Source organism: Microcella pacifica, from assembly GCF_009371975.2.
Classification (GTDB): Bacteria; Actinomycetota; Actinomycetes; order Actinomycetales; family Microbacteriaceae; genus Microcella; species Microcella pacifica.
In genome coordinates, this window is record NZ_VIKT02000007.1 from 70,306 (window position 1) to 85,279 (window position 14,974).

At 71.7% G+C, this 14,974-nt stretch carries 14 protein-coding genes; 6 read left to right on the forward strand and 8 right to left on the reverse strand.

Annotated features, from left to right (window positions below; all coding sequences use genetic code 11):
• Positions 1-9 precede the first annotated feature (9 nt).
• From FK219_RS05740 to FK219_RS05750, 3 genes are all read left to right on the forward strand, one after another.
• Positions 10-408 (forward strand): heavy-metal-associated domain-containing protein, encoded by a 399-nt coding sequence (locus FK219_RS05740; protein ID WP_235923777.1) that lies wholly within the window; start codon positions 10-12, stop codon positions 406-408.
• Positions 409-411: 3 nt separating this feature from the next.
• The gene (locus FK219_RS05745; RefSeq protein WP_152583339.1) at positions 412-2,712 is read left to right on the forward strand and encodes a heavy metal translocating P-type ATPase; all 2,301 of its coding nucleotides are present in this window, start codon (positions 412-414) and stop codon (positions 2,710-2,712) included.
• Positions 2,713-2,795: 83 nt separating this feature from the next.
• On the forward strand, positions 2,796-3,233 hold the full coding sequence (locus tag FK219_RS05750) for a hypothetical protein (protein WP_152583340.1): 438 nt from the start codon (positions 2,796-2,798) through the stop codon (positions 3,231-3,233).
• Here the strand turns inward: FK219_RS05750 and FK219_RS05755 are convergent.
• The 4 genes from FK219_RS05755 to FK219_RS05770 form a co-directional block, all read right to left on the reverse strand.
• Positions 3,230-3,640 carry a winged helix-turn-helix transcriptional regulator gene (locus FK219_RS05755; protein ID WP_152583341.1) on the reverse strand — a complete coding sequence of 137 codons (411 nt, stop codon included), beginning with the start codon at positions 3,638-3,640 and terminating at the stop codon, positions 3,230-3,232. The two genes, FK219_RS05750 and FK219_RS05755, sit on opposite strands and share 4 nt — an antisense overlap.
• 125 nt (positions 3,641-3,765) lie before the next feature.
• Positions 3,766-5,595, reverse strand: a complete 1,830-nt coding sequence (locus FK219_RS05760; protein ID WP_165638063.1) for a GMC oxidoreductase — start codon at positions 5,593-5,595, stop codon at positions 3,766-3,768.
• A gap of 2 nt (positions 5,596-5,597) precedes the next feature.
• Entirely contained in the window at positions 5,598-7,298 is a 1,701-nt protein-coding gene (locus FK219_RS05765) for an aldehyde dehydrogenase family protein (protein WP_152583343.1), read from the reverse strand.
• A gap of 97 nt (positions 7,299-7,395) precedes the next feature.
• Positions 7,396-8,727 (reverse strand): MFS transporter, encoded by a 1,332-nt coding sequence (locus FK219_RS05770; RefSeq protein ID WP_152583344.1) that lies wholly within the window; start codon positions 8,725-8,727, stop codon positions 7,396-7,398.
• A 61-nt stretch (positions 8,728-8,788) separates the two neighbouring features.
• Between FK219_RS05770 and FK219_RS05775 the strand changes: the two genes are divergently transcribed.
• From FK219_RS05775 to FK219_RS05785, 3 genes are read left to right on the forward strand one after another with little or no spacing between them, the layout of a single operon-like run.
• Complete coding sequence (locus FK219_RS05775) at positions 8,789-9,853, forward strand: type III polyketide synthase (RefSeq protein WP_152583345.1); 1,065 nt, start codon at positions 8,789-8,791, stop codon at positions 9,851-9,853.
• Positions 9,854-9,883: 30 nt separating this feature from the next.
• Positions 9,884-10,414 (forward strand): isoprenylcysteine carboxyl methyltransferase family protein, encoded by a 531-nt coding sequence (locus tag FK219_RS05780; protein ID WP_152583346.1) that lies wholly within the window; start codon positions 9,884-9,886, stop codon positions 10,412-10,414.
• A complete protein-coding gene (locus FK219_RS05785) occupies positions 10,415-11,446 on the forward strand; it encodes an NAD(P)/FAD-dependent oxidoreductase (protein WP_152583347.1) in 1,032 nt (343 codons plus the stop codon).
• A 26-nt stretch (positions 11,447-11,472) separates the two neighbouring features.
• Here FK219_RS05785 and FK219_RS05790 read toward each other — a convergent pair whose 3' ends face one another.
• The 4 genes from FK219_RS05790 to FK219_RS05805 are packed head-to-tail and all read right to left on the reverse strand — an operon-like array spanning position 11,473 to position 14,954.
• On the reverse strand, positions 11,473-12,126 hold the full coding sequence (locus FK219_RS05790; protein ID WP_152583348.1) for an HAD hydrolase-like protein: 654 nt from the start codon (positions 12,124-12,126) through the stop codon (positions 11,473-11,475).
• A gap of 20 nt (positions 12,127-12,146) precedes the next feature.
• The gene (nucS, locus tag FK219_RS05795) at positions 12,147-12,842 is read right to left on the reverse strand and encodes an endonuclease NucS (protein ID WP_152583349.1); all 696 of its coding nucleotides are present in this window, start codon (positions 12,840-12,842) and stop codon (positions 12,147-12,149) included.
• Between the two features lie 9 nt (positions 12,843-12,851).
• Entirely contained in the window at positions 12,852-13,682 is an 831-nt protein-coding gene (locus FK219_RS05800; RefSeq protein ID WP_152583350.1) for an SDR family NAD(P)-dependent oxidoreductase, read from the reverse strand.
• Between the two features lie 9 nt (positions 13,683-13,691).
• A complete protein-coding gene (locus tag FK219_RS05805) occupies positions 13,692-14,954 on the reverse strand; it encodes an MFS transporter (protein WP_210416782.1) in 1,263 nt (420 codons plus the stop codon).
• Positions 14,955-14,974 lie beyond the last annotated feature (20 nt).

The window sequence follows — 14,974 nt, forward strand, 5'->3', positions numbered from 1 at the left end:
ATGGGGCGCATGGACACCAACGGCATGCCCCAGAACTCCCTCAACCTTCTCGGCGACCAGAGCGCCGCCGGCGGATGCTGCGGTGGCGGAGCCTGCATGTGCGGGCACGGCGACGGCGGCGCTGACGCCGCAGCCACCGAGACTGCGACCTCGGAGGCACGTGTCTCCAGCATCGGCAACGGCACGGCCCCCGGCGGTCTCGCCGTCGAGTACCTCGTGACCGGCATGACGTGCGGTCACTGCGTCTCCTCGGTGAAGGAAGAAGTCGGTGCGATCGAGGGCGTCGACGCCGTCGAGATCGTGCTCAAGAAGGACGGCGCTTCGCGCGTCACTGTGCGCTCGAGCGCCTCGATTAGCCCGGAGAGGGTGCGCGCAGCGGTCGACGAGGCCGGCTACGCACTGCTCTAGACGATGAGCACCACGGATGCCCGGCCCGCGGTGGGCGCCGAAACCGAGCCCGCCGGCCTGCAGCTCGAGCTGACGGGCATGACATGCGCCTCGTGCGCCAACCGCATCGAGCGCAGCCTCAACAAGGTGCCCGGCGTGGAGGCCACGGTCAATTACGCGACCGAGAAGGCGAGCGTGCGCGCGGCCGCGGGGGCCGCAGAGCAGCTCGACGTAGACGCGCTCATCGCGGCGGTCGAGAAGGCCGGGTACTCGGCGACGCTCGTCGTTCCGCGCGAGGTGAGCGCAGCATCCGGAGATCAGGGCGGGAACGGTTCAGCGCCGAGCGCGCCCGACGAGCTCGGCGCGCTGCGGCAGCGGCTCCTCATCTCCACCGTGCTCACGGTGCCCGTGCTCGTGCTGACGATGATCCCGACGCTGCAGTTCACGAACTGGCAGTGGCTCGCCCTGACCCTCGCGGCACCCGTCGCGGTGTGGGGGGCGTGGCCGTTCCACCGCGTCGCGTTGCACAACGCGCGCCGCTTCATCGCGAGCATGGACACCCTCATCTCGGTGGGCGTGACGGCGGCCTTCCTGTGGAGCGTGTACGCGCTCTTCTTCGGCGAGGCCGGCATGCCCGGCATGACTATGCAGCTGCAGTTGCTCGGTACGCCCGAAGCCGGCGCCCACGAGATCTACCTCGAGGTCGCCGCGGCTGTGACGGTGTTCATCCTGCTCGGCCGCTACCTCGAAGCGCGCGCCAAGCGCTCCTCGCGCGAAGCCCTCGACGCTCTGCTCGACCTCGCTGCGCGCGAGGCGACCGTGCTGCGCGACGGTGTCGAAGTGCGCGTGCCCGTCGACGCGCTGCAGGTCGGCGACCGCTTCGTCGTGCGCCCCGGCGAGACCATCGCGACCGACGGTCTCGTCATCGAGGGAGCCTCGAGCGTCGACCAGTCGCTGCTGACCGGCGAATCCGTGCCCGTTGACGTCACGGTCGACGACCGCGTCGTGGGCGGCACCCTCGCCGTGGGCGGGCGCCTCGTCGTCGAGGCGACGCGCATCGGCGCCGACACCGAGCTCGCGCGCCTCGCGCGCCTCGTCGAAGAGGCGCAGACCGGCAAGGCCGATGTGCAGCGGCTCGCCGACCGCGTCTCGGGCATCTTCGTGCCCATCGTCTTCCTGCTCGCGCTCGTCACGCTTCTGGCCTGGATCGTCTTCGCTGACTCGGTCGAGATCGGCTTCACGGCGGCGGTCGCGACGCTCATCATCGCGTGCCCGTGCGCGCTCGGCCTCGCGACGCCGACGGCGCTGCTCGTCGGCACGGGTCGCGGCTCGCAGCTGGGCATCCTCATTCGGGGCCCGCAGGTGCTCGAACGCACCCGCCGCATCGACACGATCGTGCTCGACAAGACCGGCACCGTCACGACGGGGCACATGGCGGTGCGCTCGGTCACGGCGGCGGGCGGCATCGATCGCGACCGGATGCTCGTGCTCGCCGCCTCCGCCGAAGACGGGTCGGAGCATCCCCTCGCCCGGGCGGTCGTCGACCACGCGCGCTCGTCCGGCCTCGAGCTGCTGCCGGCCGAGAGCTTCGAGGCGCACGCCGGGGCCGGTGTCACGGCCGTCGTCGACGGGCACGCGCTCGCGATCGGCCGGGCATCGTGGCTGCGCGAGGAGTGGGCTGTGCCCGTCGACGATTCAGTCGTGACGGATGCTGAGTCTCAGGGTGCGACGCCGATCGTCGTCGCGATCGACGGAGCCGTGGCCGGAGTCATCGTTCTCGGCGACACGCTCAAGCCGACCTCGGCTCTCGCGCTCTCGCGGTTGCGTGCGCTCGGGCTCACGCCCGTGCTGCTCACGGGCGACAATGCTGGAGCCGCCGCGGCGGTCGCGGCCGAGCTCGGCATCGACGACGTGCGCGCGGGCGTGACGCCCGCCGGCAAGCTCGATGTGATTCGGCAGCTGCAGGCCGACGGGCGCGTCGTCGCCATGGTCGGCGACGGCGTCAATGACGCGGCGGCGCTCGCCGCCTCCGATCTCGGCATCGCGATGGGCGGCGGCACCGATGCGGCGATGGCGTCCTCCGACCTCACCGTCGTGAGCGGCGACCTACTCGTCGTCGTCGACGCGATCCGGCTCGCTCGACGCACCCTGCGCACCATCATCGGCAACCTGTTCTGGGCCTTCGGCTACAACGTCGCCGCGATTCCGATTGCCATGCTCGGGCTGCTGAACCCGTTGCTCGCCGGGCTCGCGATGGCGTTCTCGAGCGTGTTCGTCGTGACGAATTCGCTGCGGTTGCGCGGGTTCCGCCCCCAGCCTCGCTAGTTCGAGCACCGTGCGGTACTCTACTTGCTAAATGCAAGTGGATTCTCGACCGGGAGTCCTGCGCTCGAGCAGAGGGATGAACCATGAAGGCAGTAGCAGTACTGGGAAGCGCCGGCTTCGTCGGCGTCATGCTCACGATCGGGTTCGGTCTCGGCGCGTTCTTCGTGCTCAGTGAGCCGGCCGTCTTCGAGCGGTGGTTCGCCGACTACTTCGTCTTCCTGCTCGTCCCGGTCTTCATCACGAGCGTGCCCGCCTTCGTCGGCACGATCGTCATGCTGCGCCGATCGGAGAAGGGCTCCGCGACCCGCCGCTCATGGTTCGTTGCACTGGTGGGTCTCGTCCTGGCGTACGGCATCACCTCGGTCGTGAGCCTTCCGCTCAACATCGCCTTCTGGTCGTTCACCTTGAGCGACGAGGCCATCACCACGGCCCTCGCCTGGTGGATGGTCGCCCACGTCGCGCGCACAGTCGCTGCACTCATCGGTACGGTCTACGCCTTCCGGGCCGTGACGAGCGCCTAACGCACCTGTGCGGTGAGCCTCGCCATGACCTGCGAGACCGCCGCCTCACGGGTCTCGGGGTTCACGAAGGCCGCGAAAACCGGATTCTCGGGAACGGCGGTGTGGCGGCTGCCCCAGGCGACGAGCTCGGCCAAGACGGGTATCAGGTCGATCGCGGGAAGCAGAGGGCGATAGATCACCCGCCTGCCGTCATCGGGGTCGGCCGTCTTCTCGACGAGGCCGCCCTCGACGAGCCGGTGGAGCCGGTCGGTCAGGATGTTCGTGGCGATCGACTCGTCGACGGCGAGCTCGGAGAATCGGGTGCGGCCGCCCAGGAGCACGTCGCGCAGGACCACGAGAGTCCACCGATCGCCGAGGATGTCGAGGGACGCCGCGATCGGGCATCCGGAACGAAGCTCATGAGTCATGGGCAGATGATCCCCCTATCGGGCCACACTGTGGCACACGCTCGTTGCACATCGCAAGCGGCCCACCCGTACTCTACTTGCGAAAAGCAAGTCACAGCCGCGGCCGGGATTCTCTGCGAGGTCCTCTAAGCGGGGCGGCCGACGCGCGGGATGCCCAGCGGCACGGGCAGGCGCAACTCGGCGGGCGCGCCGGGCGGCACCACGGGCGACCGGGGCGTGACCGGCGGAACGGGGTGGTAGGGCTCGCCGAGCGCGGGACGAGCATCCCGTTCGCCGCGATTCGGCCACAGGGCGAAGGCGCGCTCCGCCTGCGCGGTGATCGTGAGCGAGGGGTTCACGCCGAGGTTCGCCGAGATCGCCGAGCCGTCGACGACGTGCAGGCCCTCGTGCCCGAAGACTCGGTGGTACGCGTCGACGACTCCGCTCTCGGGCGAGTCGCCGATCGCGCAGCCGCCCAGGAAGTGCGCCGTCATGGGCACGTCGACGACCTCGCTGATGCCCGACTGCGGGAACCCGTTCATGTGCTTCGCCATGAGCGCGTAGGTCTCGTTCGCCTGCGGAATGTAGGTGGGGTTCGGTTCGCCGTGGCCCTGCGCCGACCGCAGGCGGAAGCGCCCGAAGGCGCCACGGCTCGCGCGCACCGTGAGGGAGTTGTCGCGCGTCTGCATGACGAGCCCCACGATCGAGCGGCGCGACCAGCTGCCGAGCCCGACCACCATCGAGGCGACGCGGCCGGGGTGCCGGAGCAGTTGGCCGATCCACAGCAGCCAGCGCGGGGTGCGGCGGCCGACCGGGACGGCGAGCGTCGCGAGCAGGGCGAGCGCGTTGGAACCGTGGCCGTAGCGGCACGGTTCGACGTGGGTGTGGTCGTCGGGGTGGATCGACGAGGTGATCGCGACGCCCCGCGTGTAGTCGACGCCGCGGCTGCGGCGCAGGGCCGTGGATGCTCCGCCGAGGGCCTCCGAATTGGTGCGGGTCAAGGCGCCCAACCGGTCGGAGATGCCCGGCAAGTGCCCTTCGGCCTTCATGCGGTGCAGCAGCTGCTGCGTGCCCCAGGCCCCCGCGGCGACGACCACCTGGTCGGCCGTCCAGCGTCGCTCGCTGCGCCGCCCTCTGCCCGTGGCACGTGTGGTGACGACGTACCCACCCTCCTCAGCTGTGCCAGATCTGGCGCGAATCGGCGCTGGGGTGGGGGGCACGCGCCCCTTTGCGTCAGATCTGGCCCGTTCGGGGTGGGTGCGGGGCTCGAGGCGGGTGACGGTGGTGCGTTCGTGCACCTCTGCGCCCGCCGACTCGGCCAGGTGCAGGTAGTTCTTCACGAGCGTGTTTTTCGCGTTGTGGCGGCAGCCCGTCATGCACTCACCGCACTCGCGGCAGCCGGCGCGGGCCGGGCCGGCGCCTCCGAAGTACGGGTCGGGCGACTCGACCCCGGCACCCTCGCCGAAGAACACGCCCACGGGCGTGCGGCGGAAGGTGTCGGAGACGCCGAGGTCGGCGGCGACCTTCTGCATGACCTCGTCGGCGGGCGTGATCGTCGGGTTGGTGGTGACGCCGAGCATGCGCGAGGCCTGGTCGTAGTAGGGGTCGAGCTCAGCCCGCCAGTCCGCGATGTGAGCCCACTGGCGGTCGCGGTAGAACGCGTCGCTCGCGGGTCGGTAGAGCGTGTTGGCGTAGACGAGGGAGCCTCCGCCGACGCCCGCACCGGCGAGGATCATGACGTCGTCGAGCAGGTGGATGCGCTGAATGCCGAGCAGGCCGAGCGCGGGAGCCCAGAAGTATTTGCGCAGACTCCACGAGGTGCGCGCGAACTCGTCGTCGGCGAATCGGCGACCGGCCTCGAGCACGGCGACCGAGTAGCCCTTCTCGACGAGGCGCAGCGCGGCGACCGCGCCGCCGAACCCCGAGCCGATGACGAGCACGTCGACGTGCCGCTCGTGCTCGGGCGCGGTCGCCACGCTCAACCTTTGCGGTAGCTGTCGAGCGCGGCGGCACCGATCGGGGCGGCGATCGCCCACGAGTCGATGCCCGCGAAGCGCGTGAGGCGGCGGGCGGTCACGTGCGCGGTGCGGTTGCCGACGTACCAGAGGGGGGTGGGATGCGCGCGCCACGGCCCCTCGGCGACGGTGCGCTCCACGTGGTCGGGGTCGAGCAGCAGGGCGTTGTGCACGATGCCGAGACCGCTGCCGACCTCGGCGAGGGTGTGGCCGGGGAAGGCGCCCCACGTGCCCCCGGGCATCCCGAAGACGGTTCCGCCCCACGCGTTGATGCCGATCGTGCCGTAGCGCAGCTGGGCGACGAGGTCGTCGAAGGCGCCCCCGAGGGCCTCCCGCGTCGACGGATGAAGGTGGATGCTCGCGCTCAGGGTTCCTGCGAGCTTCTCGTTGGCGAAGGCGACGGCGGCAGCCAGGTACGGCTCGGGCTCTCGCGTGCCGGGCAGCCGCACGACGCCGAGCACGGGCCCGAACGCCTCCTGCGTGAAGAGGTGCTCGTCCGCGTCCTGCGGGTCGAGGTGATCGACGAGGGTGCGGGGCACGTTCGGGTCGCCGCCGAGCACATTGGCGTGCGGGTGCACGGTGACGACCGCGAGCTGCCGGCTCGACGCCCCCGGGTAGTAGGCGGGCCGCGTTGGGGCGATCGCCAGGTGGTGGCGCAGCCGGTCGACGAAGGCATCGGCTTTGCCCCAGGCTTCCGGGATCACGACGATCTGGGTTGCCACGCAATTGAACCCCGAATTGTGCAGGCGCTGCGTCGCGATGTCGCGGGCGACGGCGTCGACGTTGTCGTCGCTCCAGGTCTCCTCGGGCACGATGATCGCCGGGCCCACGCCGCCGAGCTCGCTCGTGACGGGCGTGGAGAGCCGGGGCTCGCCCGCCGCGCGGCGGCGGGCGGCATCCTCACCGTCACCCCACACGATCGCGTCGTGAGTGTGTCGGCTACCCGTGAGGTGGACGCGATCCACGCGATCGTCTGTGACGAGAGCCTCGCCGAGGTCGCGGTCGCCCGAGACGACCGCCACGATACCGAGATCGATGAGCGGCGCGAAGGCGGCCTCGAGCGCCGGCCGCAACGGGTCGGTGATCGGGTTGAGCTTGACGAGGACGGCCGAGTTCTCCTGGTAGAGCGCGCTCAGCACGTCGAGGGCGGGGATCGCCGTGATGTTGCCGGCCCCGAGGACGAGCGTCAGGCGCGGCTGCGGGTCGCGCCGACGCAGCTCGCGAGCGATGCCCGCACGAACCTCGTCGAGCGAGACGCCGGGTCGCAGCCACACACGCGCCTCGTAGTCCTGCAGGACGGCGTCCTTCGCCACATAGGGGAAGACGCGCAGGGTCGTGCGGCCTCCGGGAGCCCGGCCGATCTCGACCTCGGACACGGGGGAGCGCCCCGCGTCGAGCAGCTTGAGGGTCTTCTCCATCGCGCTCGTCGCGGTGATGAGCGAGTAGGGGCCCGTCGACCACTCCTCACCCGCGGCCGGAGAATCGGGGTCGATGCCCTTGATCTCGCAGGCCGCGCGCACCCAGTCGGGTGCGGCGGCGAGAGTGGCGGCTCGCACGCTGCGCAGGAGGTCGCGCTTGCTCGCGAGGGGCAGCTCGACCCACCGTTGCGCTCCCGCGCGCAGCGCATCCACACGGGGTGAGTGATCGGCGTTCGACGGGGGCACACAGACTCCTTCGAGGGCGCGTTCGTCGGTGAAGGCGGGGCGCGTCGAGCCTAACCGCTCGGCACGGTTCGAGGGTCAGGGCTGGGGATGCTCGGCGCTAGTCAACCGGAGCCGACGACGCGACGGGAGCACGCACGACGATCGCCGCGATGAGAATGCTGAACGGCAGGAGCGCGGAGACGAGAGCGGTCTCGATGTAGCTGCCCGTGGCCCCGAAGCCGAGAGCGAAGACGAGAGGGCCGAGCGCCGTCGAGGCGAGACCGATCGAGGTCGCGACCCCGCGGATCGTGCCGATGCGACGACGACCGTAGTAGCGCACGAAGGCCGCAGCCTCGATGCCCCGCAGCCCGCCGCCGGCGGCGCCGAGCATGAGCCCGTAGAGGATGCCGAGCACACCGCTCTCCACGAAGGGAAGGAAGAGGAGCGTGCCCGCCATCATCGCCATCGAGAACACGACCCCCCAGCGCGGGTCGATGCGGTCGGCGAGAGAGCCGACGGCGAGCGTCGCGAGTAGGGCCGTGATGGTCTGGTACGCGAAGTTCGCGGCCGCTTCTACGGTCGAGAAGCCCTGCTGCCCGAGGATGGAGATCTGGTGGAACGCGAGCGCCGTGGTGAGCATCCCGGTGCAGAAGATCGCGCCTGTGAGCACCCAGAACATGCCGGTGCGCAGGGCCGGCCGAAGATCCCAGCCCTCGACGGGGGCCTCGGTGGGCCGCTCGGCGCCCTTGCGTCCAGGGGCGTCGCGGGGGAGCAACAACGAGATCGGCAGCACGATCGCGAGCACCGCGAGCGATTCGATGCGCCACGTCGTCGCGACATCGCTCGCGGCGACGAGCCGCTCGACGCCGAGGGGCGCGAGCGAGATGCCGGCAGAGCCGATCGCGCTCGTGATGCCGAGCGCGAGGCCAGATCGGTGGGTGACTGTGCGGGCGACGATCGTGACCGCCGTGAGCGAGAGGGCCCCCTGGCCCGCCATGCGCAACCCTGCGTAGGCGCCCGTGAGGCCGAAGATGTCGGTGACGAAGCTCGCCGCGGCGAGGAGGAGCGCGAAGACCACGCCCACGATCATCATGACCGAGCGGGCACCCCAGCGGTCGAGGGCGCGGCCTATGAACGGCAGGGCCACCGCACCGGCCAGAGTGCCGATGAGGTACGCCGTGCTGATCTCGGTGCGCGTGATGTCGAGAGTCGTGATGAGCGGGTCGACGAGCGGGCTGAGGCCCGCGGTCTGCCCGGGAGCCGTGAGCCCGGAGACGATCCCGGCCCCGACGACGACTCCCCACCACCACAATCGACCGCGCGGCCGACGTCGGGTGACCGGCACGGGCTCGGTCGAGGGGTTCAGCGGCAGCGGGATCTCTGTCGTGCTGGGCGGACTGCCGATGAGGGTCTCCTGATGCGAGGCGGGTGCGTCGGGACGGACGATCATCGAGCCTACGGTGTGCTGAATACGCGGCCGAATCCTCACCCTGCCCTGCTAGCGTGCGCGGATGGCGCGCATCCTCTCCGTGGCCGCGGCGCTGCCGGATCATGAGCACGCCCAGGAGGAGATCACGGCGGCGCTCGCCGCAGGAATGGCCGAGGATGACCGCACGCGCTCGGTCATGGAGCGCATCCATGCCTCGAGCGGCATCCGCACCCGGCACCTCGCGCTGCCGCTCGACGAGTATCGGGGCCTGAGCGGCTTCACCGAGACCAACGAGCTCTTCGTCGAGCACGCTCTGCCGCTCGCGCAGCGCTCGGTGCGGGTCGCTCTCGAAGAGGCCGGACTCAGTGTCGACGATGTCGACCACCTCTTCTTCACGACCGTGACGGGGCTCGGCGCCCCCTCGCTCGACGCGCTCCTGGCGACGAGCATGGGCTTTCGCTCCGACCTGCGGCGCGTGCCGAGCTTCGGGCTCGGCTGCGTGGCGGGAGCCGCGGGCATCGCGCGCGTCGCCGACTACCTGGCCGGCCATCCCGAGGGTGTCGCCCTGCTCGTGAGCGTCGAGCTGTGCTCGCTCACCCTCCAGTGGGACGACCACTCGATGGCGAACGTCGTCGGCACGGGCATCTTCGGTGACGGCGCGGCAGCCGTCGTCATGGTCGGCGACGAGCATCCTCTCGCCACCGGGCGCATCACCGCCCTGCCGCGCGTCGTCGGCAGCCGCAGCGCCCTCTACCCCGACAGCGCCGAGATGATCGGCTGGCAGATCGGCAGCGCAGGCTTTCGCCTCATGCTCGCCGCGGGCGTGCCCGCGCTCATCGGCGGCCACTTCGCGGCCGGCGTCGATGAACTGCTCGCCGAGCAGGGCTGGAAGCGCGACGACGTCGACGTGTGGATCGCCCACCCGGGCGGGCCCCGCGTGCTCGAGTCGTTCGCCGACTGCCTCGAGCTCGCGCCCGCGGCGCTCGACATCAGCTGGGGTGTCATGGAGCGCACCGGCAACATGTCCTCGGCCGCGGTGCTGCACGTGCTCGCCGCCGTCGGCGAGCGGCCCGCCGGAGATCGGGCGCTGCTCTTCGCGCTCGGGCCGGGCGTGACCGCCGAGCTCGTGGTGCTGGAGTGGTCGTGACGGTGGAGTGGTCATGAGACGGGAGCTGTTGTGAGCGTGATCCTGTACGTCGGCCTCGTTCTTCTCACGGGTGTCGAGCGCCTCATCGAACTCGTCATCTCGAAGCGCCATGCCGCCCGCGCCTTCGCGCGCGGCGGCGTCGAGCACGGCCTCCGGCACTTTCCCGCCATGGTCGTGCTGCACACGGGCCTGCTGCTCGCGTGCATCGCGGAGGTCGTCCTCCTCGACCGCCCGTTCCTCGGCGCGCTCGGCTGGCCCATGCTCGTCATCGCCCTCCTGTGCCAGGCCGGTCGCTACTGGGTGATCTGGGCGCTCGGCGAGCAGTGGAACACGCGCGTCATCGTCGTACCCGGAGCGACTCGTGTGACGCGCGGCCCCTACCGCTGGCCGTGGCTGCGCCACCCCAACTACTGGATCGTCGCGATCGAGGGCATCGCGCTGCCGCTCGTGCACTCCGCGTGGATCACGGCGCTCGTCTTCACGGTGCTCAACGCGATCCTGCTGCTGGGCTTTCGCATCCCCACCGAGAACCGCGCGCTCGCGGCCCTGCGCGAGAACTGAATGCACGCCGACCTCGCGATCGTGGGCGGCGGGCCGGTGGGCCTCGCCCTCGCGCTCGAGGCACGCGCGCGCGGCTTCACGCCGGTCGTGCTCGAACCGCGCGAGGGGCCGATCGACAAGGCCTGCGGCGAAGGGCTCATGCCGGGCGCGCTCGCGGCCCTCGGCACGCTCGGCGTCGACCCGGCGGGGCACCCGATCGCGGGCATCCGGTACCGGGACGCGCGCCGGGAGGTCGCCCATCGCTTCGCGGGCGCACCCGGGCGCGGAGTGCGCCGCCTCGTGCTGCACGCGGCGCTGCGCGAGCGCGTCGATGCGGCGGGCATCGAGGTTCGGGTCGAGAAGGCGGAAGAGATCGCGCAAGACGATACGGGAGTGACGGTCAACGGGATGCGCGCCCGTTGGCTCGCGGGGGCCGACGGCCTGCACTCCCGCGTGCGAGAGCTCGCCGGCCTGCAGCCGGGCGCGCCTCGGGGGCGTTCGCGCGCACCGCGCTTCGGGCTGCGGCGCCACTACTCGATCGCCCCGTGGAGCGACCTCGTCGAGGTCACCTACCTCGACGACGCCGAGCTCTACGTGACGCCCGTCGACGAGCGCACCGTGGGCGTCGCGGTGCTGGGCGGGAAGCCCGCCGACCTCGACGCGACGATCGCGCGGGCGCCGGAGCTGCGCGCGCGACTGGACGGGGCCGCCCCGGCGAGCGACCTGCGCGGGGCGGGAGCGCTGCGGCAGCGCAGCACGGCGCGCACGGCGGGGCGCATCGCTCTCGTAGGAGACGCCTCGGCCTACGTCGACGCGCTCACCGGGGAGGGCCTGCGCGTCGGTTTCGCGCAGGCGAGCGTGCTCGCCGACCGGCTCGCCGCCGACGATCTGCCCGGCTACGAGCGGGCGTGGGCGCGCGCGACGCGCGACTTCCGCGTGCTGACTGCGGGGCTGCTCGCGGCGGCGACGTCACCCGCGCGCGGCCTCATCGTGCCGACGGCCGCGCGCCTGCCGCGCGTGTTCGGCGCGGTCGTGGAGCGACTCGCGCGCTGAGGTGCCCGCGTGCTCCGCCCCGCGGGTCAGAGACCGAGCAGGCTGCGCAGCTCGTCCGCGTCGTGGGCGATCGCGCGGGCGTTGCGGCGCTCCTCGTCGTCCCCGTAGCCCCACGTCACGGCGATCGTCGGGATGCCGTGCACCGCGGCCCCCTCGATGTCGTGGATGCGGTCGCCGATCATGACGGGGCGGCTGAGGTCAGCACCCATACCGCGCAGGCGCACGAGCGCCTCGGCCACGACGTCGGCCTTCGCGCTGCGCACCTCGTCCTCGGACGCACCCGTGATGATGTCGAAGTGCTCGGCGATCGTGAAGTGCTCGAGCATGAGCGTCGCGGGAGTCTCGGGCTTCGAGGTCGCGAGACTGAGGGGGATGCCCGCTGCGGCGATGTCTCGCACGAGGGGGCCCATGCCCGGGTAGAGCGTCGAGTCGTAGGCGCCGCGGTCGAGGTAGCGCTCGCGGTACACCTCGAGGGCGCGCTCGCGCTCCTCGAGCGTGAGGCCGGCGCGGTCGCGGAACGAGTCGAGCAACGGCGGGCCGACGTACCGGAGGAGCTCGTCGGGCGGGGGCACGGGCATCCCGAGCTGGGTGAAGGTCCACGCGAGCGTGTCGGTGATGCCGGGGGCGGAGTCGGTGACCGTGCCGTCGAGATCGAGCAGGATCGCCGAGTAGGGGAGCATGCTCTCGAGCCTACGGGCCGTCAGAAGAGCCTCGGCACCCCGTCGTCGAGGCCGCGCATGGCGTCGTAGTCGAGCAGCAGGCAGCGGATGCCGCGGTCTTCGGCGAGCGTGCGCGCCTGGGGCGTGATCTCCTGCGCCGCGAAGACACCGGCCACGGGCGCGAGCAGCGGGTCGCGGTTCATGAGCTCGAGGTAGCGCGTCAGCTGCTCGACGCCGTCGATGGCGCCGCGGCGCTTGATCTCGACGGCGACGGATGCTCCGCGCGCGTCGCGCGCGAGGATGTCGACCGGGCCGATCGCCGTCATGTACTCGCGGCGCACGAGCGAGTGGCCCTCGCCCAGCAGCTCGATGTGCTCGGCGAGGAGCTTCTGCAGGTGCGCCTCGACGCCGTCCTTCTGCAGACCGGGGTCGACGCCGAGGTCGTGCGCGGTGTCGAGCAGCACCTCGTGGATGCTCACGACGAGCAGGTCGGCGGTCTTGGCGTGCGTCACGCGCCACAGTTCGACGACTCCCGCCTCGGCGAGGTCGTCGTCGGGCTGCTCGATCGCGAGGGTGCACGGCGGGCTCATCCAGTTGAGCGGCTTGTAGCTGCCGCCGTCGGCGTGCACGAGCAGACTGCCGTCGTTCTTGAGCATGAGCAGTCGCGTGGCGAGCGGCAGGTGCGCGCTCAGTCGGCCCGCGTAGTCGACGGAGCAGCGGGCGATGACGAGTCGCATCAGCCCAGCCTACGGTCGCCAGGGGTACAGGCCGGGGCGGCGCTCCTCGATGACGGACCCGCCGCCGTCGACGACGATGAGCTGCCCGGTGACGTAGCTCGCGCCCGGGGAGGCGAGCCACGCGATCGCGCTCGCGACCTCCTCGGCCGTACCGCTGCGGCCGAGCGGCACGAGCTCGCCCTCCTCGACCTCCTGCCGCAGCTGCGACCCCGTCGCGATCCAGCCGGGAGCAACCGCGTTGACCGTGATGCCGCGACGCGCCTCGTCGACCGCGAGCGCGCGGGTGAAGCCGAGCACGCCCGCCTTCGCGGTGGCGTAGCCGAGGTCGTCGCGCGCGGCCTGCACGGCACCCGTCGTCGAGGCGACCGACACGATGCGGCCCCAGCCAGCGTCACGCATCCCCGCGACGACCGCGCGCGTCACGAGGAAGGCGCTCGTGAGGTTGACGTCGACCGCGCTGCGCCACTCGTCGATGCTCATGCCGATGTCGCCCCGCGGCATCTCCTCGCCGGTCGCGACCATGCCGGCGTTGTTGACGAGGATGTTCGGCTCGCCCACACGCTCGACGACGGCCCGCACGGCCGCAGTCGCGGCGGCCTCGGTCTCGAGCCGTGCGACGACGCCGACCGCGTCGAGGCCATCGTCGTGCAGCTCGGCGACCCGCGCCTCGATGCGCTCGGTCGTCGCCGTCATGGCGACGCGGGCACCTCGTTGCGCGAGCGCGCGGGCGGTGGCGAAGCCGATGCCGCTGGATGATCCGCACCCCGTGACGAGCGCCGTGCGGCCGCTCAGATCGAGGTCGAGCGGCAGGGCGGGGCGCGAGCTCGGCGAACCTGTCATGGGCTGAGGCTAGTGCGGGGCATCCCGAACCGGTGTCGCGTGCCGGGATGCGCCGCGCTCGCGCGCGGCCGGGGTCGCGATGAACGCGACCGCGATGAGCACGAGCACCACCCAGAAGGCGTTGAGCAGGCCGAACTGCTCGCCCAGGAAGCCCAGGAGGGGCGGCCCGACGAGGAACGCGAAGTAGCCGACCGTCGCGACCGCGGCCACGCGCGCGGCAGCTTTCGAGGGCTCGTCGGCCGCCGCCGACATGCCCACCGGGAAGCCGAGTGACGCCCCCAGGCCCCACGCGAAGATGCCGATGCCGGCAGCCACCGGGTGGTCGACGAGGATGAGAAGCGCGAGACCGACCATCGCGAGGAGCGCGCTCGCGCGCAGCACCGGCACCCGTCCGAAGCGGTCGAGCACCCACACGCCCGCGATGCGACCGGTCGTCATCGCTGTCGCGAAGACGCCGAAGGCCAGGGCGCCCGTCGCCTCGTCGGCGCCGCGGCCATCGACCATCGCGAGGGCGAGCCAGTCGTTCGCGCTGCCCTCCGCGAACGCCATGCCGAGCACGATCGCGCCGATGATGAGGGTGCGCGGCTCGCGCCAGATCGCCATGCGCTCGGCGAACGTCGAGCGCTCGGGGCCCGGGCCGTCGTCGTCGAGCCCCGGCAGTGCGCGATGGCGGGGAAGATGCCGCACGGCGAGGATGCTCGCGATGAGACCGAGCGCGGTCATGCCGAGCAGGTGGGCGTCGAGGCCCACACCGATCGCCGCGAGCCCGGCCGCCGCGGCGGCACCGACGATCGTGCCGAGGCTCCAGGAGGCGTGGAACCAGGGCATGATGCTGCGACCCTGCGCCTGCTCGACGCCCGCGCCCTCGACGTTCATCGCGACATCGATGATGCCCGTCGTCGCCCCGAACACCACGAGCGCCACGAGGACGAGCGGGTAGGAGCCGAAAGTCGCGGAGCCGATGCCGAGCAGGGCGATCGACCCCATGCTCACGACGAGGCCGACCAGGAGCGTCGCACGCGTGCCGATGCGGGCGATCACGTGAGACGAGCCGAGGAGGCCCGTGATCGAGCCGACCGCCATGCCCGCGATGAGCACCCCGAACTCGTCGGTGCGCACCTGCAGGGCATCCCGAATGGCGGGCGTGCGCGCGAACCAGCTCGCCATCGCGAGGCCGTTGATGGCGAAGACCACGAAGACCGCGAGTCGCCAGGCGGCGAGGCTCGGGCGACCCGAATGGGTCGTGCCGGGAGAGGAAGGGGTGGCGCTCACTGCGACCTTTCGTGGGACGG